Annotated in this window: 20 protein-coding genes and 1 tRNA gene; 7 read left to right on the forward strand and 14 right to left on the reverse strand. The window is 64.4% G+C overall.

Going from position 1 to position 18,336, the window contains the following annotated elements; translation table 11 throughout:
* Positions 1–11 precede the first annotated feature (11 nt).
* The 5 genes from lptB to BCCGELA001_RS00560 all read right to left on the reverse strand — a co-directional run bounded on the left by lptB (position 12) and on the right by BCCGELA001_RS00560 (position 4,874).
* Positions 12–998 (reverse strand): LPS export ABC transporter ATP-binding protein, encoded by a 987-nt coding sequence (gene lptB, locus BCCGELA001_RS00540; protein ID WP_008566157.1) that lies wholly within the window; start codon positions 996–998, stop codon positions 12–14.
* A gap of 217 nt (positions 999–1,215) precedes the next feature.
* Positions 1,216–1,935: an LptA/OstA family protein gene (locus tag BCCGELA001_RS00545; protein ID WP_060737430.1), complete on the reverse strand. Its 720-nt coding sequence runs from the start codon at positions 1,933–1,935 to the stop codon at positions 1,216–1,218.
* Between the two features lie 5 nt (positions 1,936–1,940).
* Positions 1,941–2,681 (reverse strand): LPS export ABC transporter periplasmic protein LptC, encoded by a 741-nt coding sequence (lptC, locus tag BCCGELA001_RS00550; protein ID WP_008539923.1) that lies wholly within the window; start codon positions 2,679–2,681, stop codon positions 1,941–1,943.
* Between the two features lie 140 nt (positions 2,682–2,821).
* Positions 2,822–3,436: a ribonuclease D gene (locus tag BCCGELA001_RS00555; protein WP_060734370.1), complete on the reverse strand. Its 615-nt coding sequence runs from the start codon at positions 3,434–3,436 to the stop codon at positions 2,822–2,824.
* Between the two features lie 115 nt (positions 3,437–3,551).
* Positions 3,552–4,874 (reverse strand): UbiA family prenyltransferase, encoded by a 1,323-nt coding sequence (locus BCCGELA001_RS00560; protein WP_060734371.1) that lies wholly within the window; start codon positions 4,872–4,874, stop codon positions 3,552–3,554.
* Between the two features lie 273 nt (positions 4,875–5,147).
* On the opposite strand from BCCGELA001_RS00560, the gene BCCGELA001_RS00565 reads away from it, so the two are divergent.
* A complete protein-coding gene (locus tag BCCGELA001_RS00565; RefSeq protein ID WP_060734372.1) occupies positions 5,148–6,419 on the forward strand; it encodes an MFS transporter in 1,272 nt (423 codons plus the stop codon).
* A 57-nt stretch (positions 6,420–6,476) separates the two neighbouring features.
* Here the strand turns inward: BCCGELA001_RS00565 and BCCGELA001_RS00570 are convergent, their stop codons facing one another.
* From BCCGELA001_RS00570 to BCCGELA001_RS00575, 3 genes are all read right to left on the reverse strand, one after another.
* Positions 6,477–6,821 (reverse strand): hypothetical protein, encoded by a 345-nt coding sequence (locus BCCGELA001_RS00570; protein ID WP_060737431.1) that lies wholly within the window; start codon positions 6,819–6,821, stop codon positions 6,477–6,479.
* An 87-nt stretch (positions 6,822–6,908) separates the two neighbouring features.
* Positions 6,909–7,226 carry a hypothetical protein gene (locus tag BCCGELA001_RS36670; RefSeq protein WP_144441075.1) on the reverse strand — a complete coding sequence of 106 codons (318 nt, stop codon included), beginning with the start codon at positions 7,224–7,226 and terminating at the stop codon, positions 6,909–6,911.
* Between the two features lie 388 nt (positions 7,227–7,614).
* Positions 7,615–7,701 (reverse strand) — tRNA-Leu (locus BCCGELA001_RS00575).
* A 151-nt stretch (positions 7,702–7,852) separates the two neighbouring features.
* On the opposite strand from BCCGELA001_RS00575, the gene BCCGELA001_RS00580 reads away from it, so the two are divergent.
* Entirely contained in the window at positions 7,853–8,818 is a 966-nt protein-coding gene (locus BCCGELA001_RS00580; RefSeq protein ID WP_008539914.1) for a complex I NDUFA9 subunit family protein, read from the forward strand.
* Positions 8,819–9,009: 191 nt separating this feature from the next.
* Here BCCGELA001_RS00580 and BCCGELA001_RS00585 read toward each other — a convergent pair whose 3' ends face one another.
* From BCCGELA001_RS00585 to BCCGELA001_RS00595, 3 genes are all read right to left on the reverse strand, one after another.
* Positions 9,010–9,750, reverse strand: coding sequence for an SDR family oxidoreductase (locus BCCGELA001_RS00585; RefSeq protein WP_060734373.1), 741 nt, complete (start codon positions 9,748–9,750; stop codon positions 9,010–9,012).
* Positions 9,751–9,753: 3 nt separating this feature from the next.
* Positions 9,754–11,079, reverse strand: a complete 1,326-nt coding sequence (locus BCCGELA001_RS00590; protein ID WP_060734374.1) for an FAD-binding oxidoreductase — start codon at positions 11,077–11,079, stop codon at positions 9,754–9,756.
* Positions 11,080–11,180: 101 nt separating this feature from the next.
* Positions 11,181–11,987: an undecaprenyl-diphosphate phosphatase gene (locus BCCGELA001_RS00595; protein ID WP_060734375.1), complete on the reverse strand. Its 807-nt coding sequence runs from the start codon at positions 11,985–11,987 to the stop codon at positions 11,181–11,183.
* A 169-nt stretch (positions 11,988–12,156) separates the two neighbouring features.
* On the opposite strand from BCCGELA001_RS00595, the gene BCCGELA001_RS00600 reads away from it, so the two are divergent.
* The 3 genes from BCCGELA001_RS00600 to BCCGELA001_RS00610 all read left to right on the forward strand — a co-directional run bounded on the left by BCCGELA001_RS00600 (position 12,157) and on the right by BCCGELA001_RS00610 (position 15,107).
* Complete coding sequence (locus BCCGELA001_RS00600; RefSeq protein WP_008539907.1) at positions 12,157–12,849, forward strand: glutathione S-transferase family protein; 693 nt, start codon at positions 12,157–12,159, stop codon at positions 12,847–12,849.
* Positions 12,850–12,967: 118 nt separating this feature from the next.
* A complete protein-coding gene (gene queG / locus BCCGELA001_RS00605; protein WP_442855163.1) occupies positions 12,968–14,104 on the forward strand; it encodes a tRNA epoxyqueuosine(34) reductase QueG in 1,137 nt (378 codons plus the stop codon).
* 202 nt (positions 14,105–14,306) lie between these two features.
* Positions 14,307–15,107: an acyl-CoA thioesterase domain-containing protein gene (locus BCCGELA001_RS00610; RefSeq protein WP_008539900.1), complete on the forward strand. Its 801-nt coding sequence runs from the start codon at positions 14,307–14,309 to the stop codon at positions 15,105–15,107.
* 11 nt (positions 15,108–15,118) lie between these two features.
* On the opposite strand, the gene BCCGELA001_RS00615 is transcribed toward BCCGELA001_RS00610, so the two are convergent.
* Positions 15,119–15,586, reverse strand: a complete 468-nt coding sequence (locus BCCGELA001_RS00615; protein ID WP_008539898.1) for a nuclear transport factor 2 family protein — start codon at positions 15,584–15,586, stop codon at positions 15,119–15,121.
* A 143-nt stretch (positions 15,587–15,729) separates the two neighbouring features.
* Positions 15,730–16,530 (reverse strand): alpha/beta hydrolase, encoded by an 801-nt coding sequence (locus BCCGELA001_RS00620; protein WP_008539896.1) that lies wholly within the window; start codon positions 16,528–16,530, stop codon positions 15,730–15,732.
* 261 nt (positions 16,531–16,791) lie between these two features.
* Between BCCGELA001_RS00620 and infC the strand changes: the two genes are divergently transcribed.
* Positions 16,792–17,331: a translation initiation factor IF-3 gene (gene infC, locus BCCGELA001_RS00625; protein ID WP_080648110.1), complete on the forward strand. Its 540-nt coding sequence runs from the start codon at positions 16,792–16,794 to the stop codon at positions 17,329–17,331.
* A 63-nt stretch (positions 17,332–17,394) separates the two neighbouring features.
* Here infC and BCCGELA001_RS00630 read toward each other — a convergent pair whose 3' ends face one another.
* On the reverse strand, positions 17,395–17,790 hold the full coding sequence (locus BCCGELA001_RS00630; protein WP_008539892.1) for a hypothetical protein: 396 nt from the start codon (positions 17,788–17,790) through the stop codon (positions 17,395–17,397).
* Between the two features lie 273 nt (positions 17,791–18,063).
* Here BCCGELA001_RS00630 and rpmI point away from each other — a divergent pair, with 273 nt between their 5' ends.
* Positions 18,064–18,264, forward strand: a complete 201-nt coding sequence (rpmI, locus tag BCCGELA001_RS00635; protein ID WP_008539890.1) for a 50S ribosomal protein L35 — start codon at positions 18,064–18,066, stop codon at positions 18,262–18,264.
* The last annotated feature ends 72 nt before the right edge of the window (positions 18,265–18,336 follow it).

The raw sequence follows: 18,336 nt of genomic DNA on the forward strand, positions 1-18,336 counted from the left end.
GGAAAAACGGGCTAGAGGCGGAACTCCTCGCCAAGGTAAAGGCGGCGGACGTCCGGATCGGCAACGATCTCATCCGGGGTCCCCTCGGTCAAGATTTCACCGGCATAGACGATGTAGGCGCGATCGGTGAGGCCGAGCGTCTCGCGGACGTTGTGGTCGGTGATCAAGACGCCGATGCCGCGATTGGTGAGGTGGCGGACGAGGTCCTGGATGTCGCCGACCGCGATCGGATCGATGCCGGCAAAGGGCTCGTCGAGCAGCATGTAATTCGGACGCGTCGCTAGCGCGCGCGCGATCTCGACGCGGCGCCGCTCACCGCCGGACAGCGCGATCGACGGCGACTTCCGCAGTCGCGTGATGTTGAACTCGTCGAGCAGCGAATCGAGCTGCTGCTCGCGCTTCTTGCGCGAGGGCTCGACCACTTCAAGCACGGCGCGGATGTTCTGCTCGACGGTGAGGCCGCGAAAGATCGAGGCTTCCTGCGGCAGATAGCCGATGCCGAGCCGCGCGCGCTGATACATGGGAAGCTTCGTCACGTCATGGCCATCGAGCTCGATCGCGCCGTGATCGGCCTTGATCAGGCCCGTGATCATGTAGAACACGGTGGTCTTGCCGGCGCCGTTCGGGCCGAGCAGGCCAACCGCTTCGCCGCGCCGCACATAGATGCTGACGCCGCGCACGACCTGGCGGCTGCCGAACGACTTCTTCACGCCATGCACGGCCAGGAAGCCCGGCCGCTTCAGCAGCTGCGGCCCGCCGGCGCCGTTGGACGCGGCGGCGTTTCTGACGGGGTGAACCGCCTGCGGGCGCGGATCGGCCTGATAGTGGGCCTCGTAGTCAGGCTGGAACTGGTCGACCACGCGCGCCGGCTGATCCCTGATGGGACTGGTCACGAGGCCGCCGGCGCCGTCGCCGAGCGTGGTGATGTCCTGACGCGCAAATCCTGGCCGGCCGCGCTTGGCGGGGCGCCGACGGAACATGCTGAAGAGATCGACCATCCCCGCCTTCTAGCCTTGCGCGGTTGTCCGCGGCGCTCACGCGATCTGCCGCCCGGCGGCGATTCGCCGGTGCAGCAGGAGTAAAGGGATGTCTCATGCCCAGTGAAACACGCCCGAAAAGCGGCGAACCCCGCTTCGAAAGCCCTGCGCGCTAAATACAGTCTCGCCGGGCAAGCTTCAACCTCGTCTCGGGTCGATCGGAGACAAGTGCCTGAATTTACTTTTGTTTACTTGTACCAGGGATCTGCACTGGCGGCGCCGCGCCGGACTTGGCCCCCTGACCACAGTCGCTGCCGGCGCCCTGCGGCAGCAGGACCTGGACCCGGCCGGTGTCGGATTCCACGCGCGACACCCCGGTGGTCATGTCGACGGTCAGCCGATCGCCGCGCATGACGTTCTTGCACTGCGTCAGGACCACTTGGCCGCCGCCGCCGCCGAGCATGGTGATCAGATTGGTCCTGGTGTCGAACACGGCGGTCTCGCCTGTGACCACCTGGTCCTTCTGGGTGACCACGACATTGCCGCGTGCTTCCAGCCGCTTGATCGAGGAGCTGCCGCCCGGGCCCGGCGTGGCCGACTGCATCGGCGCCTTCGCGCCCTTCGCCCCGGGTTGCGGCGCGGCGGGCTTGTCGCCGCCGGAGTCGTAGAACACCACCAGCGTCTTCGAGGTCATGGTGGTGTCGCCTTGCACGACCTTCACATTGCCGGCGAAGGTCGCCTCCTTCTTCTTGTCGCGCATCTCGAGCGAGGCGGCCTCGATCTGGATCGGCTGATCGCGGTTTTGCGTAAAACCCTGCATCGCGTTCGGCACGCCTTGCATCGAGGTCTGCGCAAGGGCGGCTCCGCCGGCGTCCAGTGCAGCGGCGGCGACGATCAGCGCGGCGGCGCGGATGATCACGCTGCGCTTGCTGTCGTTGCGCGAGAAGAAAACGTTCATGAAAATCACTTCGAGTTGGCAGATTTGTTCTGAGGCGTCCGCGTCTTCGCGGGCAGGGGCGCGGGCTCGGCTTGAGGCACAGGCTGAGCGGCCGCGGGATCGTCCAGCTTGTCGAGGTGCATCACCACGTTGCCCTCGAAGCGGATGAGCTCGCCGCCTTCCGTGATCCGCAGCCGGTCGGCGCTCAGCGTGCCGTTGGTCAGCTTGACGTCGACGCGTTCATCCGACGTCACGGTGCCCTTGTTCATGTCGACGAAGGCGGAGTTCAGCCGCGCCTCGTAGCCGCTCGAGGTGCGCAGGAGGATGTCCTTGCGCAGATCGAGCTGCTGCTGCTTGTTGTCGAAGCGGCCGGTGCGGGCGTCGAGGAACAGGTTGGATTGATCCTCCATCAGCACCTTTGCGCGCAGGTCGGAGAGATCGACGTGATCGGGATCGGTGATGTCCTGGGTCGCGGTCTTGGCCCAGAGCTCATAGGGCCGCTGATCCGGCGTGAAGCCGGCCAGATGCGGCGATTCCATCGTGATCTTGGTGCCTGACACCACGAGGCTTCCGGAATCGAGCGGCAGCTTCGGCATCAGCATGCGGAACGGATTGAAGATCGACACGCCGACGATGGCGGCCATGGACAGCAGCACCGCCCCCGGCACCGCGACGCGCAGAATCCGCACCAGGCGGCTGTGGCGCGCCGCGCTGGCAAACTTCGCCGCAAGCGCGGCGTCGTAAGTGGGATTCTGGGCCGAATTCACCTGAGCTCCTGAGGTGCCGCCTGGTCGGGTTGCAGGACGCCCCATTGTACCCGGCGGCGCCGAAATATGCAGCCGGACAGGCCGTTACGAAAGTGTCCGAAACGGGGCGACAACCCTGAACCTAGCGAGCCAGCGCGGCGTCAGGAATGCGCGAAAATGTCCTCTTCCGCCCAGCCCTGGAGGTCGAGCAAGGCGCGCGTCGGCAGGAAGTCGAAACAGGACTGCGCCAGCTGGCTGCGGCCTTCCCGCACCAGCATGGCATCGAGCCGCTCGCGCAGCGCATGCAGATGCAGCACGTCCGACGCGGCGTAGGCGAGCTGCGGCTCCGTCAGGCTGTCGGAACCCCAGTCACTGGACTGCTGCTGCTTGGAGAGGTCGATGTTGAGCACCTCGCGCACGAGGTCCTTCAGGCCGTGGCGATCGGTGTAGGTGCGGGTCAGGCGCGAGGCAATCTTGGTGCAATAAATCGGCCCTGTCATGACGCCGAAGGTCTGGTACAGCACCGCGACGTCGAAGCGCGCGAAGTGGAAGATCTTCGTGATGGCGGGATTGGCGAGCAGGGCCTTCAGGTTCGGCGCGTCGGTATGGCCCTTGGGAATCTGCACCACGTCGGCGCTGCCGTCGCCGGGCGAGAGCTGCACCACGCAGAGCCGGTCACGGTGCGGATTGAGCCCCATGGTCTCGGTGTCGATCGCCACCGCTCCGGTGTAGCGCGTGAGGTCGGGCAGGTCGCCGCGATGCAGGCGTACGGTCATGGCGTTTCAAAACCTCGAATCGGTCTGTCGGCAGACTGGGCTAATCCGCATGGCTCGCGATGTACCCACTCGCGGCGGGGCGCGCAAGCGCCGGCCGGAACCTTACGGGCTCGGGTCAAATCGCCGCCAGCATGATGCAGATCATCGCCGCGACCGCGGTGCGGCTCGGACCGTCGCGGAAGGCATAGATGATGGGGTCGTCAGGAATCTCGCGGCGGTGCGCCATCATCAGGGCGCGGCCGAACCAGTACAGCAGCAGCGGGGTGAGCAGCCACAGCATCCAGGGGCGGCTGTAGAGCGGCGTCACCGCGGAGGAGGAGACGTAGAGCGAGAACACGGTCACCGCGTTCATCGCACTCGCCGCCGCCATCGCGGCGATGATGTGCAGGTCGGTGATCCTGTAATCGCGGTTGGAGGGATCGGCGAGGCCTGCGCTCTCGCGCATGCTGAGCTCGCTGAAGCGCTTGATCAGCGCCAGCGAGGTGAACACGAACAGCGAGAAGATCAGCAGCCATTCCGACAGCACGACGCCGACGCCGACCGCGCCGGCGATGATGCGCAGCGCGTAGAGGCCCGACAGCGTCACGACGTCGACCAGCATCTTGCGCTTGAGCGCGAGCGAATAGGCGATCGTGGTGACGAGATAGGCACCGAGCACGCCGAGGAAAAGTGGCGAGATGCAGAGGCTGGCGACGAGCGCAAACAGCCACAGCGCCGGGATGGCCATCAGCGCCGACGAGATCGGCAGGTCGCCGGCCGCGAGCGCGCGGTGGCGCTTGGTCGGATGCTGCCGGTCGGCCGCGAGATCCAACAGATCGTTCATCAGATAGGCGCCCGAGGCGCAGGCCGAGAACGCCATGAACGCCAGTAGCGCATAGCCAAGTGTCGGCAGGTTCATCTGATGGGCGGTGACGGCGGGCACGAACACCAGCGTGTTCTTGGCGTATTGATAGGCGCGCAGCGCCTTGACCCAGGTCTTGAAGCTGACGCGGCTTTCGCGGCGGCGGTCGATCCGCTCGATCGCGCCGCGATCGAACGGCAGCGCGTCGCCCGCGGCGAGCTCGGCCGGCGTCACGACGCCGTCGAAGCCAAGATGCGCGGCGATCGCAGCGGCGTGACCGGGGAAACGTCCGGCGAGGAGATAGATCTTCTCGCCTCGCGCCCGCGCCACCAGCGCCCGGTTCAGGACGTCGGAATCATAGGGCAGATGGGCGTAGTCGATCTCGGCCTTGGCCAGGATGCGCGTGAGCGCGGCCATCCCCGCCTCTCCGCCTGCGCCGAAGCGGGCCAACATGCGAGCGGGCGCGCTGAACAGCGCTTCCATCAGCAGCTCGGAGCGCAGCAGCGCGCCTTCGAGATCGATCACGAGCGTCCGCGCAGCCGCAATTGCTGGCGACGCGGGGGCCTCGGAGTTGTACTGGCGGGCAGGCTGCTCCATCCGAAAACGCTCTTACTGACCGCAAAATGACCGGCATCCGGCCGGGGAGCAGGGAAATGGACGGTCGCGAGCCTAGAGGACATTCGCTAAGGCCGGCTTAATCCACCCGGAGCGGCGGACGGCGCCTGCCGGAGGCCTGTTGCCCGGATCCCACAATCCGGCGCGAGCGACCTGAGCCAGCAGAGCTTTTGCCTTGTGCCCCGTGGACATCGTCCAAGCCCACCTTATCTGCCCAGTTCCCATTCCGCCCCGCTGACCGTGAATCAGGTGCCAATGACCGAACCGACGCTCGCCGCGCCGATCGACGACTCAAGAGAGCGCCAGCGCGGCTTCTCGCGCTACCAGGCGCTCCTGATCGCGCTGCTCGCATTCACGCAGTTCACGATCATCCTCGACTTCATCATCATGTCGCCGCTCGGCGCCATCCTGATGCCGGCGCTCAACATCACGGCCGGGCAGTTCGGCGTCGCGGTGTCGGCCTACGCGTTCAGCGCGGGGTTATCCGGCATCCTCGCCGCCGGCTTTGCCGATCGCTTCGATCGCAAGCGGCTCTTGCTGTTCTTCTATGTCGGCTTCACGCTGGGGACCCTGCTCTGCGCGATGGCGCCTAACTATCATGTGCTGCTGATCGGCCGGATCGTGACCGGATTGTTCGGCGGTGTGATCGGATCGGTCGTGCTTGCGATCGTCACCGACCTGTTCGCGCTGCATCTGCGCGGCCGCGTGATGGGTTTCATCCAGACCGCGTTTGCGGCAAGCCAGGTGCTCGGCATTCCCGCCGGGCTGTTTCTCGCCAATCACTGGAATTGGCATGTCTGCTTTTTTGCGATCGTCGTGCTGTCGATCGCCGCGATCGCCATCATCGCCTTCGCGATGGAGCCGGTCGACGCGCATCTGAAGCTGAAGCAGGACAGGAATCCGTTCCGCCATCTGGTGGCGACCATCGGCGAGCCGCGCTATACGCTGGCCTTCGCCGTCACGACACTGCTGGCGACCGGCGGCTACATGCTGATGCCGTTCTCCAGCGCCTTCACCGTGCACAATCTCGGCATCGACATCGCGCATCTGCCGACGATCTATCTCGTCTCCGGCCTGTTCAGCATCGTCACGGGACCGCTGGTCGGCCGCGCCAGCGACGCGTTCGGCAAATATCCGACCTTCGTGTTCGGCTGCGCGATGACCGTCGTCATGGTGCTGATCTACACCCATCTCGGCCACGTCTCGCTGACGACCGCCATCACCGTCAACGTGCTGATGTTCGTCGGCATCTTCTCGCGCATGATCCCGTCGCAGGCGCTGATCTCGGCGATTCCCGACCCGAGCCAGCGCGGCTCGTTCAGCGCAGTCAGCGCCTCGCTGCAACAGCTCTCCGGCGGCCTCGGCTCGGTGCTCGCCGCCGCGATCATCGCGCAGGCGCCGGACGGCTCGCTGCTGCATTTCGAGCGGATCGGCTACGTCGTCGTCACGACGACGATCGTCACCCTGGTGATGATGTATTTCGTGCAGAAGGCGGTGGCGGAGCGGGCGGGGAGGAGCGTGGTGTGAGGGCGGGCCGATGCTCGATGAGGGCACCCATGGCGCAAGCATGGCCCATGCAATCGGTTAGCCTCGCGGCGTTGGCTGCGGCGACGGTGTTGCGGCGGGCTGCTGCGATGATGGAGCAGGAGGCTGCTGCTGCGTCGTGACAGGCCTCTGATCGCCGCCACCATGCGGGACACACGTCCCCACATTGCTCAATAGCCGCTTGGCTTCTACATCACGGGCCTTCTTGTAGTCCCTCCGCCGATCGATCCTTGCCGCAGCCATGCGATCCCAAGCGTCGAAAGCATCAGCATAATGCTGTCGCATCTGCTCCTCAGCGGCGAGACAGTCGCTGAACTTGTCGAAGACCAGATCGGTGTTGACGGGCGAGACGCCGCCGACCAGAACAACCAGCATCCATTTCATAGCTTGTGCCTGCGTCTGCACCCGCTCCTGACAAAGGACCCGGCCACAATGGTGACCGGGTCAGTCAGGGGAGGAAAGCAATGATCGTCATGGATTCGGGTAACGGGGCGTATTCTTCGCTGTTCCTGCTTTTCTTGCAGCCTGCGAAAACTCGCTAATGCAGGTTAATTCAAAGTCGCGCGGCGCAGGAACGTCCGCACCGATGATGGCTTGGTTGTCATGAGAACCGCGCGAGAATACCGCGAGCTGGCTGACCGTTGCAGGGCCGCACGGCTGGCCGCAAAGGAGGAGCGAGACAAACAAGTGCTCGCAACCTTCGAGCACAGCTATTTTACCCTCGCCAGCAGTGTCGAGGTAGTCGCGCAGGCCAACGCTCGCTTGGCGGCTACGAACAGCTTCAAGCAAAAGCGACGCCTACACCGCCCGCGACCGGGCAGATGATCGATGCGTCGATGCGTGCGCTACATCGAGAGGGCGCTTGCGTTCGAGCGCTTGCTACCGAAGACACCGATAATGACCTCAGGGCGGCTCTAAGACCAAGCGACAGCGTACCGAAATATCGCTTTGCGTGCGGAAGAAATGGGCTGCCGCCACCAAGCCCAACACGGGTCAGCTCCGTGGCGAAGCGGTAGCGTGACATTTGGGCGAAGCGCAGTTCACCCGCCGGCCTTCCGCCACTACAACCTGCATCGCCCACAGAATTATTGTCACCGCCGCCCGCTTGAACGAACGGGCGGCCGAAAACCATCAATTCTCAATCACTTGACGAACGATCAAGGCCTTAAACAAACCTTGGTGCCCAGGAAAGGACTCGAACCTTCACGGCCGTTAAGCCACTGGCACCTGAAGCCAGCGCGTCTACCAATTCCACCACCTGGGCATGCCGTTTGGGGCACGGAGGCGGTTACTACGGTTCGGTGACGCGGTTGTCAATTCATGCTTGCGGCCGGCCTCGGGATGCCGATTGCGCATCGCAAACCGGCCCGATACAAGCCTGACAACACCTTACCCTTCCTGCAGGAACCGACCCCATGGCATCGAATCTGGACACGCTCGTCACGGTTTTCGGCGGATCGGGGTTTTTGGGCCGCAATGTCGTCCGCGCCCTGTGCAAGCGGGATTACCGGATCCGGGTCGCGGTGCGGCGGCCGGAACTGGCCGGATACCTCCAGCCGTCCGGCAAGGTCGGGCAGGTCCACACGGTGCAGGCCAATTTGCGCTATCCGGCCTCGGTCGCGGCGGCGCTGCGTGATTCGCATGTCGTCATCAACCTCGTGGGGGTCCTGACCGAAAGCGGTGCGCAGACCTTCGACGCCGTCCAGGCCCGGGGGGCCGAGACCGTCGCCAAGGCGGCGGCCGCGGCCGGCGCCGAGCTGATCCACGTCTCCGCAATCGGCGCCGACGCCGAATCGCCCTCGAGCTACGCCAAGGCCAAGGCGGCCGGCGAAGCCGCGGTCAGGGCAGCGGTGCCGTCGGCGACGATCTTCCGCCCATCCGTGATGTTCGGCCCCGAGGACCAGTTCACCAACCGCTTTGCCGCGCTTGCCCGGATGTCGCCGGTGCTGCCGCTGATCGGCGGCGATACCAGGATGCAGCCGGTCTATGTCGGCGACGTCGCCACTGCGATTGCCGAGGCCGTCGACGGTAAGGCGACAGCGGGGGCGACCTACGAGCTCGGCGGGCCGGAAGTGCTGACCATGCGCGAGATCATCGAGACCATCTTGGAGATCACCGACCGCGAGCGGATGCTGGTCCCGCTGTCGTTCAGCCTCGCCCGCTTCCAGGCCGCTGTCCTGCAATTCGCGCCGGGCGCGTTCAAGCTGACGGCGGACCAGGTCACGATGCTCGAGCGCGACAATGTCGTGTCGGATGCGGCCAAGGCGGCAAGCCTGACGCTGGAGGGGCTCGGCATCACGCCGGACTCGCTGGAAGCCATCGCTCCGCAATATCTCTGGCGCTTCCGCCCGCAGGGCCAGTTCCAGCGTATGAGCGTGTGAGGCGTCTCTCTCCGTCGTCATGGCCGGGCATAGCCGTTCGAAGAACGGCGTCGCTTTGCTCGCCTATGACCCGGCCATCCACGTCTTTCTTCGCTCGGGACCAAGAACGTGGATGCCCGGCACAAGGCCGGGCATGACGAGTTCGTGGGGCGAGCGGGGCCACGGGGCGGACCGCCGGCGCGGTAACAGCCTCAAAACTTCAGCTTCTTGAACACCGCTTCCGGCAGCGTCTTGATGATCAGCATCACGAGGCGCCATTTGGCGCTGACATAGACGACGTCGGTCTTCTTCTCGACCGCGGCGAGGATCGCATCGCCGACCACAGGCGCCTCCACCGTGAGCGGGCCGATCAGCTTCATGCCTTCCGTCATCTTGGTACGCACGAAGCCCGGCTTGACGGTGACGACGTGGACGCCACTGCTGCTGGCGCGGGCACGCAAGCCCGACAGGAAGGCGGAGAAGCCGGCTTTCGCCGAACCATAGACATAGTTCGAGGCGCGGCCGCGATCGCCGGCGACGGAGGACACGCCGACCAGCGTGCCGCTGCCGCGGGCCAGAAACTTTTCGGCGAACAGACCGAGGATCAGCGACGGGCCCTCGTAGTTGGAGCGCATGATCGTGGCGGCATGAGCGAGATCGCTCTCGGCAGTTTGCTGCACGCCCAAAAGACCGACGATCGAGATGACGACGTCCGGCAGCGCTGGGAGGCCGGCGACGAAGCCATCGAACGAGGCGGTGTCGAGCACATCGAATTTGTGCAGACCCACCTCGACATTGTAGCGCGCGCGCAGATCGGCAGCATCAGGCTCCAGCGCGGCGACGTCGCGGCCCGCAAGCGCGACATCGTATCCCGCCTTGGCGAAGGCGCGCGCGGTGGCGCGGCCGATGTCGGAGGAACCACCCAGCACGATCGCGGATTTGCGTGACGTCACGGCCTAGACCTCATCAAACAGACGTTGTGACAGCTTCGAGCGGATGTTGCCGGCAGGATCGAGCGATTTGCGGATCGCGTTGAAGCGTTGCAAGGCGGGATAGCCGGCCGCGAAGGTCGCGCGCGACTGGCGCGCATCCTTGGCAAGATAGAGCCGCCCGCCGGCGGCGACGACGAAACGATCGATCTCGTCGAGGAAATTCAGGATGTCGCCCTGTACGGGGAAATCCAGCGCCAGCGTGTAGCCGGGCAGCGGGAACGACAGGATGCCGTCGCCCTGGCCGAGCTTCTTCAACACTGCGAGAAAGGAAGCATCGCCACGCAGTGCGACGCGTTCGAGGATGTCGCCCAGCACAGCGCGCGCGCCGGCTTCCGGGATCACGCATTGATGCTGGAGGAAGCCGCGCCTGCCATAGATGCGATTCCAGTCGGCAATGCTGTCGAGCGGAAAGAAATAGGGATAGAGCGAGACCAGGCGGCTGCCGCCGGCGCGGCGTGCGCCCATGCGGTAGTACATCTCGTTGAAAGCGCGGATGCTATAGCGATTCAGCGTCATCGCGGGCAGATCGACGGGCACGCCGAGGCCGGGATCCTTACCGACAGGAAATGCAGCGGCACCCTCCGTGAGCTCGTCCTTGCCGGCATGCTCACCGAGATAGATCAGCGAACGGCCGAAATCCTTGCCGCGCGCGACGCAATCGATCCACGCCACCGAATAGGTCGCGCTATCGCCCGCATCGAGCGCGCGCATCGCCGCGTCGAGATCGGATGCACAGATCACCCGCTCGCGAATCCATCCGGTTTCGACCGGGCGCAGCCGCATCGTCGCTTCCAGGATGATTCCGGTCAGGCCCATGCCGCCGATCGTCGCGAAGAAGGCATCGGAATTCTGTTCGCGCGAGGCTTCGATCACCTCGCCCTGCCCGGTGCGCAGCAGGATGCTGTCGACATAGCGGCCAAAGCCGCCCTCGCAATGATGGTTCTTGCCGTGCACGTCGGCCGCGATGGCGCCGCCGATCGACACGAAGCGCGTGCCGGGCACGACGAAGGGCAGGAAGCCGCGCGGACCGAACGTCTCTACCAGGTCCGCGAGCAGCATGCCGGCTTCGAGGCGGATACGGCCGGTTGCGGGATCAAACGACCTGACCCGGTCGAAGCCGGTCATCGTGACGGTCCGGACGGTTCCAATCGCGGCATCGCCATAGGCGCGGCCGTTGCCGCGCGCGATCGTGCCGGCTTCGACGGCCTCGCCGACCGCCGCGAACGAGCGCGGACGCAGCACGTCGCTATCGACGACCGGGAAGCGCCCCCAGCCGCTGACGAGGGTCATGGCTCAGCTCCTGTGCCGGGCGCGCGCCCGGCGTTGGAAACTGACTACCGATCAAAAGCTTATTTTGCGTTGAAGGCGAGGTGGAAGTGTAGCCCGAGAGGTTAATGCCCGAGCGCCAGCGCGATCAGGCCGAGCGTGCCGACGATGACGCGCCACCAGGCGAACAGCAGGAAACCGTGCCGGGTGACATAGGTCAAAAACGTCTTCACCACGATGATCGCGGTGATGAATGACACCACGAAGCCGATCGCGACGATGTTCATGTTATCCATCGTCATCTCGGCGCGGCTCTTGTAGAAATCGTAGGCGAACGCGCCGATCATGGTGGGGATGGCGAGGAAGAAGGAAAACTCCGCCGCCGCGCGCTTGTCAGCGCCGAGGAGCATTGCGGCCACGATGCTGGCGCCGGAACGCGACACGCCCGGGATCATCGCCACGCACTGCGCGATGCCGATATAGAGATACATCAGCAGCGGAAACTTCGTGGCATCATGCTCGCGCGGCTTGAGCTCGAGCTTGTCGACCCAGAGCAGGATGGCGCCACCGACGATCAGCGTGAAGCAGATGACCCACGGATTGAACAGCAGGAGCTTGATGTATTTGCCGGCGGCGAGGCCGACGATGACAGCCGGCAGGAATGCGACCAGCACGCCGATCACGAAGCGGCGAGCATCGGCATCGCCGCTGAAGAAGCCGATGACCACGTCCCACAGCTTCCTGAAATACAGCCCGACGATCGCGAGGATCGCGCCGAGCTGGATCAGAACCGTAAACGAATCCCAGAAGGCACCTTCGCCGAGGTGAAAGAAGCGCTCGGCAAGCAGCAGGTGACCGGTCGAGGACACGGGAAGGAACTCGGTCACGCCCTCGATGATGCCGAGGATCACTGCCCGTATTGCATCTGACATATTTACGGTCCATTTCGGCTGGAAAAGCGGGGCTCTTCTCGCCTATTCGCCCCCATGCCGCAATCGCAAAATGCCAAATCACGGCCTTGCTTCGCGGTTTTGAAGGACTAGTGTGGCGCCGCACAAACATTGATGGAATCTTAAGCACCATCAAATAGTCAAAGGCTTCATGTTTACGCTGTTTCATCATCCGTTCTGTCCGCATTCGCGCTTCATCCGCCTGATCGTGGGTGAATACGGGCTCGACCTGAAGCTGGTCGAGGAGCGCAGCTGGGAGCGGCGCGAGGCGTTTCTGCTGCTGAATGCGGCCGGCACGACGCCCGTGATGGTGGACGACGAACAGCCGCCGATCCCGGGCGCGGCGATCATCGCCGAATATGTCGACGAGGCCTACGGTGCCGAGATGGGCCCAAAGCGCCTGATGCCGGAGACGATTGCCGAGCGCGTCGAGGTGCGCCGGCTGATGGCCTGGTTCAACGAAAAGTTCTTCGAAGAGGTCTCGCATCCTCTCGTCACCGAGCGCATCTACAAGCGGTTCATGAACGAGGAGGACGGCGGCGGCCCGCCTTCGGCCGACGTGATGCGCGCCGCCAAGGCCAACGTGCGCTATCATCTGGCCTATATCGGTTGGCTGGCGCAGACGCGTAACTTCCTCGCCGGCGACCGGCTCACTTACGCGGATCTCGCCGCCGCGGCGCATCTCTCGGCGATCGATTATCTGGGCGACGTGCCATGGAGCGAGGACGACGCAGCAAAGGCGTGGTACGCGCGGGTGAAATCCCGCCCGTCGTTCCGTCCGCTCTTGAGCGAATGGCTGGCCGGCGTGCCGGCATCGCGGACCTACGTGGACCTGGATTTCTGATGGTGCGCGTCATGCCCGGGCTCGTCCCGGGCATCCACGCCCTTCCTGTCTCGATGAGGACTACACAAGAACGTGGATGGCCGGGACAAGCCCGGCCATGACGCGTGTGGATGCATCGGTGATTAAACCCAGCATCGACATTGATGAGCTTCGTACCGCGCTTGCACGCGAAGCGCGCGCGCTCGGCTTCGACTGCATCGGCATCACCGCACCTGGCACGATCGAGAACGCGGGAAAATACTTCCTCGAATTCATCGCCTCGGGTGGCCATGGCGACATGGATTGGCTCGCGGCGCAGCCGGAGCGCCGCGTCGATCCGCGCGGGCTGTGGCAAGACGTGCGCTCTGTGATCATGCTTGGCGTCAATTACGGCCCCGACCAGGATCCGCTCGCGATCCTGGAGCAGCGCACACACGCGGCGATCTCGGTCTATGCACAGGGCGATGATTATCACGATCTCATCAAGAAGCGGCTGAAGGCGCTTGCGCGCTGGCTGGTCGCAACCGCGCCATCGGAGGTGAAGGTGTTCGTCGACACCGCGGCGGTGATGGAGAAACCCTTGGCGCAGACCGCAGGCCTCGGCTGGCAGGGCAAGCACACCAATCTCGTCTCGCGCGAGTTCGGCTCATGGCTATTCCTAGGCGCGATCTACACCACGCTCGACCTGCCGCGTGACGAGGCCGAGATCGACCATTGCGGCTCGTGCCGGGCCTGTCTCGACATCTGCCCGACCGCGGCATTTCCCGCGCCCTACAAGCTCGATGCGCGGCGCTGCATCTCCTATCTCACCATCGAGAACAAGGGACCGATCCCGCGCGAATTCCGCAAGGCCATCGGCAATCGCATCTATGGTTGCGATGATTGTCTCGCCGCATGCCCGTGGAACAAGTTCGCGCAGGAGGGACGCGAAGCGAAACTCGCCGCACGCGACGCATTGCGCGCGCCTTCTCTCGCTGAGCTCGCACGGCTGGACGACGCGGCGTTCCGTGCGCTGTTCACGAAATCCCCGGTCAAGCGCATCGGCCGCGACCGGTTCGTACGGAATGTGCTGATTGCGATCGGCAATTCGGGCGACCCGGTGCTGGCGGAAGAGGCGCGGCGATTGCTGGAGGATGCGAGTCCTCTGGTGCGTGGCGCTGCGGTGTGGGCGCTGGGACAGTTGGTGAAGCGGGATGAGTTTGCGGCGATGAAGGCTGATGCGACCGGAAACGAGCATGACGATAATGTGCGTGAGGAGTGGCAGGCCGCTTCCTAACTCTCGGTGTCATGCCCCGGCTTGACCGGGGCATCCAGTACGCCGCGGCCTATCGATCAAGCCTTTGCCGTCTCGGAGTACTGGATCGCCCGGTCAAGCCGGGCGATGACACCTGTTGTAATGGCGAGAGCATGCGCTCCTGACTCTCGCGATGGCCCTACCGCACTTGATTTCCCCGCACGTTCCCGCAAAGTCGCGCGTCATGACAACAAACATCCCCTTCTTCACCCGCGACGGCGATACATTCCATCCGACGGAAGTGGCCAATGGTCCGTGGGATCCGAGATCGCTGCACGGACGCGTCATCATCGGCCTGCTCGGCTTCGCCATCGAGGAGCGCCATTCCGGACCCGAATTCGTGCCGGCGCGGCTCACCGTCGACATGTTTCGGCTGCCGACCATCGACAAGCCGATTCAAGTGACGACGCGCCTCGTGCGCGACGGAATGCGCATCCGCGTGGTGGAGGCGGAGTTCGTCTCCGGCGGTGTCAGCATGGCACGCGCGTCGTGCCAGCTGCTGCGGCGGACGCAAAATCCTGACGGCAATGTCTGGTCGCCGCCGAACTGGGACGTGCCGAAGCCATCAGACATTCCGAAACCCACCGATCCCAGGCTCGGCATGAACGGCAAATGGGCGACGCGTCCCATCGTCGGCCATATGGGCTCGCTTGGACCGCGAAAACTCTGGATGAGCGAAGTGCGCGAGCTCGTCGCAGGCGTGCCGATGACGCCGTTCGTCCATGTCGCCGTCGGTGCCGACTTTGCCAGCCCGTTCGCGAATGCCGGCGACAAGGGGCTCGGCTACATCAACAGCGACGTCACGATCTATCTGCACCGCCTGCCGGTGACGAACTGGATCGGCTTCGAGGTGGTGAACCATCACGCCACCGATGGCGTCGCCATTGGCGAATGCTGGCTCTATGACGAACAGGGCCCGATCGGCACCGCGGCCGTCGCCGCGCTGGCGCAGCGCAAGCCGATGGCGAAGCCTCCGCCGCCGTAACCGTCAGAGAGCTACGCCAGATGCCGCTGCATCTCCGGCCGCGCTTTCAGCTCCGCGCCCTGCTTGGCGACGATCTTCGCGATGCGCTCCGGTGCAAATTTTAGGTCGACGAAGGCCGGCGCGGTGTTGGCGACCTCGTGATAGCTCGTGATCCTGCCGTCCTTCAGCGTCATGATCGCCACACCCTCGAACATCGCCCGCGCGCCGTTCGCTTCCGGCAGTGTCGAACGATAGCTGAAGGTGTAGCGCGCATAGAGCGTGGTGCCGTCGGTGACGGGGGCGTGCATGTCCCAGCGGAAATCGGTCGCCGTGCGATAGAACCAGTCGTCGATCAGCTCGGCGATCTTGGCGCGGCCGACGAAGGCGCCGTAGAAAACGTCGTGATAGACGCCATCCTCGGTGAACAGCTCAGCGAAGGCGCGCCCGTTGCGCTGTTCGACCGCGTCGCAGAAAGCGCGCAGCATGGCGGTGGTGGTCATTGGCGTTTCTCCCGTTCTCGGTCATGCCCCGGCTTGACCGGGGCATCCAGTACGCCGCGACCTCGCGCCTCAATCACGACTGTCTCTGGAATACTGGATCGCCCGATCAAGTCGGGCGATGACACCGACTGTTTGGAGACACTTCACCCGATCTCCGCCACCGCCGCAAGAATGCGCGCGATGTCCTGCGGGCGCGACAAGCGGTGATCACCGTCCTGGATCATGGTCAGCACGACGTCGTCGGCGGGCAGACGATGCGTCAAGGCGAAAGCGTGCTGCCACGGCACGTCAGGGTCCTTCGCGCCTTGCAGGATGCGGACGGGGCAGCCGAGATCGATGGCGCTGCCGAGCAAGAGATGATTGCGCCCCTCTTCGATCAGGTTTCGCGTGATCGGATAGGGCGAGCCGTCGCCATATTCCGACGGCCGCATCCAGACGCCTGTGGTCTCGATCTCCTTCTTCACCGAAGGAGGGAAATTCTTCCACATCAGCTCCTCGGTGAAGTCGGGCGCCGGCGCGATCAGGACGAGACCCGCGAGCGACCCTCTGGCCTGCCCCTTTTCTTGCCGCTTCCTGATCTCGCGCGCGAGCAGCAGCGCCATCCAGCCGCCCATCGAGGAGCCGATCAGAACCTGCGGGCCGGCGCAGAAGCGCTCGAACACCGCCATGCTATCCTCCAGCCAACGCCCGATGGTTCCATCGACGAATTCGCCGCCGGATTCGCCGTGACCGGAATAGTCGAACCGGACCACGGCGCGGCCATGCTCCCTGGCCCAGCCCTCCAGCGCCACGGCCTTGCCGCCCTGCATGTCCGACTTGAATCCGCCGAGCCAGACCAGCCCGGGGCCCTTTCCGCTACGCCGGCGCACCGCGATCCGACGCGCCGACGGACCTTCGCCGACGGTGATGAACTCGAGCACGCTATCGGGAATTGCATCAGTCATGGAACGTTTACTCTGGCTGTGCGGTTTGAGCCGTTCGGACGGACGTTGTCGCGCGGCCCGACCCGGCATTGACCCTGCATTGACCTTTGGGACGCTTGCGGAACAGGGGCAAGGTGTCTATGTCGGTCGGCGTGGGAAAGGGGCGTGACCAAAATGCCTCGCATTTGAGGGTTTTTCGCGTCTCACACGAGCGACTTGCTTGCCGGCAAACGCATCTTCCTTCAAGATAGCCGCTTCTTTCACAACTTTGGAGAACCACCCATTCGCCGTCCTAATAAAGCTCCGCCCGCTGCCAGCAAAGACGGGCCGCGCATCAATGACGATATTCGCAATGCGCAGATCCAGCTGATCGATCAGACCGGTGACAATAAGGGCACGGTCGAGACCGTCTTGGCCATCCGGATGGCCCAGGAAGCTGGCATGGATCTGGTCGAGATTTCCCCGAATGTCAGCCCTCCCGTCTGCAAGATCATGGACTACGGGAAGTATAAATATTCGGCTCAGAAAAAGGCCGCCGAAGCCCGCAAGCGGCAGAAGACCGTCGAGATCAAGGAGATCAAGCTCCGCCCGATGATCGACGATCACGATTACGACGTGAAGATGCGCGCGATGCAGCGGTTCTTCGAAGAGGGCGACAAGGTCAAGATCACGCTGCGCTATCGCGGCCGCGAAATGGCGCACCAGGAGATCGGCACCAAGCTTCTGGACAAGATCAAGACCGACGTCGCCGAGCTCGCCAAGGTCGAGCAGGACGCACGGTTCGAAGGTCGCCAGGTGGTCATGGTGTTGGCACCGCGCTGACGCCGGTTTGTCAGGACTGAGAGTTCAACGGCCCGTCCGGATCTCCGGCGGGCCGTTTGCGTGTCAGGTCCGCGTCGCTTGCCAGGTGCCGCTGCACGGGTCGCCGGAAATGATGCCCTTCCACGAGCCTGCGCCGTTCACGCCGGCGAGCCGGCCGCCGCCGGTCGCATGGGAGGCGCCGACCGAGACCTGCACGGCGACGGCGCCGGACCGGTTGACCTTGCCCGAGACCCGGCCACCGCCGGCCGAGGAGACGCGACTGCCTGTGACGCTGAAGGGAACGCTGTAGCCGGAGCTGCAATTGCCGCGCGTGGTGGCAAAGGTGACGTTCCAGATGCCGTCATAACCGGCGACGCGGGCATCGGCGGCCGAGGGCATCATGGCGGCGGCCAGCACGGCGAGCAGCGCCAGGCGGCGCGGGCGGGCGAAAGCGGAAATAGATCGCGGGAAATAGCGCATTGGGTCCTGCTCCGGACATGAAGGCGTGGACATTGGGGTGGCGACCTCCAATAGTCGGCGGGCAGGTTCCGGCGGTTCATCGTTGCCAATCGGCCCGTCCTCTGTCATAAGCCCAGCCTTCATCGCCCGGCTGATTAAGGGCTGCCGTGGCGGTGTCTCGTGCGGGTTTCGCGCTTGTTCGCGAAACCTGAGCACAATCAACGCTCTAACGAGCATTTTAGACGGCCAGCCGCCCTCACGGGCGGATTTCTATTGTGGCCATAGGAGAGCCAAATGCCCAAGCTGAAGACCAAATCGGGCGCTAAAAAGCGCTTCAAGGTGACTGCCACCGGCAAAGTGATGCACGCCCAGCGTGGCAAGCGTCACGGCATGATCAAGCGGACGAAGAAGCAGATCCGTCAGCTCCGCGGCACCCGCGTGCTGTTCAAGACCGACGGCGACAACGTCAAGAAGTACTTCTTGCCGAACGCCTGATCGCGTCCACGATCACTGCCAACCGTGCCGCGCATCGCGCGGCGATCCGACAACCGAAGTCATCTCTGAAGG

Origin of the sequence: Bradyrhizobium sp. CCGE-LA001 (genome assembly GCF_000296215.2) — a bacterium.
Lineage (GTDB): Bacteria > Pseudomonadota > Alphaproteobacteria > Rhizobiales > Xanthobacteraceae > Bradyrhizobium.